We start from the raw sequence: 1,460 nt of genomic DNA, 5'->3' as shown, positions 1-1,460 counted from the left end.
AGTGCTGCAAGGTGTCGCCAACCAGCACGCCAACGCCGAGCGCGAACTCTCGCGCATGGTGCACTTCCTGCGCTTCAACAAGCAACTCGAGCGCTGGGAAGGGCTGAGCGCGGGCGGTGACCCGGCGCTGCGCCGCGCCCTGGCTTCCGCGCTCGTGACCGACTTGCCTGCCCGCGTGGGGCAGGGCGATCTCTCTGCCTCCGACGCGCGCGCCCTGCTCATGCGCCTGCTGGCCGATGCCGAGCCCGATGTCACCCTGCGTGAAGCCCGGCTGGCCGACACCATGGCCCGAATCGAGGCCGGTTCTCGTGCCGCAGCCCAGGCCCTGGCCGACAGCGGCAAGGCCGTCGTGCCCGTGGGGTCTGCCCCGGTCGCGACGAACACCCCCGCCCGCTGAGTCGCCGGGCGCGCCTGGCGGTCCTTCCTCCTTCGTCTTTTCTTCTTCGCTGCCAGCCGGACGAGTCCGGGCAGGCCCCTGACCGACCTCGATCAGGCACGCCTTGTGCTTGTATACCAGTCAGTACACCAAGACCGAGCGGCGCGTGCCTCGCGCCGGTGCAGTCGGGGTGACATCTGCAACTGACTGGTGCAAGGAGAAGCGCATGACCGTGGGCCAAGGCAATCGTTCGGGTTGGAATCGTCGTGACTGGATCAAGGGGGTGGGGGCCGGTGGCGCCGGCCTGGCCCTGGGGCCGCTGGGCCTGACGCAGGCTTTCGCACAGAAGCCGATCACCATCGGCATGATCTACGTCGGCCCCAAGGACGACTTCGGCTACAACCAATCGCACTACGAAGCCGCCATGGCCCTCAAGGGCTTGCCCGGCGTGAAGATCGTGGGCGAAGAGAACGTGCCCGAGACGCAGGCCGTGCAAAAGACCATGCAGGGCATGATCTCGCAGGACGGCGCCACGCTGCTGTTCCCGACCTCGTTCGGCTACTTCAACCCGCACATCCTGGAAGTGGCCAAGAAGAACCCCGACGTGCGCTTCTCGCACTGCGGTGGCCTGTGGGACGCGGCCAAGCACCCCAAGAGCGTGGGCAGCTTCTTCGGCTACATCGACGAGTGCCAGTACCTCAACGGCGTGATCGCCGGGCACATGACGAAGTCCAAGAAGATCGGCTTCATCGCGGCCAAGCCCATCCCGCAGGTGCTGCGCAACATCAACGCGTTCACGCTGGGCGCGAAGTCGGTCAAGCCAGACATCACCTGCTCGGTCATCTTCACCGGTGACTGGTCCATGCCCGTGAAAGAAGCCGAAGCCACCAACAGCCTGGCCGACCAGGGCGTCGATGTGTTCACCATGCACGTTGACGGCCCCAAGGTGATCGTCGAGACGGCCGCCCGCCGTGGCAAGTTCGTCTGCGGCTACCACGCCTCGCAGGCCAAGCTCGCGCCCAATGCCTACCTGACCGGCGCCGAGTGGAACTGGGTCACGCCGTACAAGCAGATCCTCGAAGCC

The 1,460-nt window shown here is 66.4% G+C and carries 2 protein-coding genes; both read left to right on the top strand.

Going from position 1 to position 1,460, the window contains the following annotated elements:
- The coding region (locus B2W70_RS07570; RefSeq protein ID WP_286744414.1) for a hypothetical protein at window positions 1-397 on the top strand (397 nt) is incomplete at its 5' end.
- Between the two features lie 205 nt (window positions 398-602).
- The coding region (locus B2W70_RS07565) for a BMP family ABC transporter substrate-binding protein (protein WP_286744411.1) at window positions 603-1,460 on the top strand (858 nt) is incomplete at its 3' end.

This window comes from Aquabacterium sp. UBA2148, assembly GCF_002328915.1.
GTDB classification, from domain to species: Bacteria; Pseudomonadota; Gammaproteobacteria; order Burkholderiales; family Burkholderiaceae_C; genus Aquabacterium; species Aquabacterium parvum.
The sequence above is the reverse complement of the archived record's forward strand: the minus strand, read 5'-3'. Positions and strand labels throughout refer to the sequence as shown.